Annotated in this window: 1 pseudogene; it reads left to right on the plus strand. The window is 41.8% G+C overall.

Annotated elements, in window-relative coordinates:
- Positions 1-195 (plus strand): annotated as a pseudogene (locus FS628_RS32235) (IS1380 family transposase); the annotation flags it as partial.
- Positions 196-273 lie beyond the last annotated feature (78 nt).

Genomic DNA, 273 nt, shown 5'->3' on the forward strand with positions numbered 1-273 from the left:
TTTGAACTTTTTAAAATGGATCATTGCCCTGCCCCTATGAAAAGCTATACCATCCAAAGATTTCGCAGGGAAATCGTTCAGGCAGCAGGAGTATTCGTCTATCATGCCAGACAAATCATGTTAAAGATTCAGGAAGGCTACCTTCATAAAAGGGCTTTTACAAACATGGTTCAAAGCATACAGCAGCTTGAGTGACTGGCAGTAACTGAATAATTGGAAATCCATGGCCCCTTCATTTTGGGGAGGGGGAAGTTATATCCAATTTGCCGGATT

Source organism: Paenibacillus xylanexedens, assembly GCF_007676705.1.
Taxonomy (GTDB): Bacteria; Bacillota; Bacilli; order Paenibacillales; family Paenibacillaceae; genus Paenibacillus; species Paenibacillus xylanexedens_C.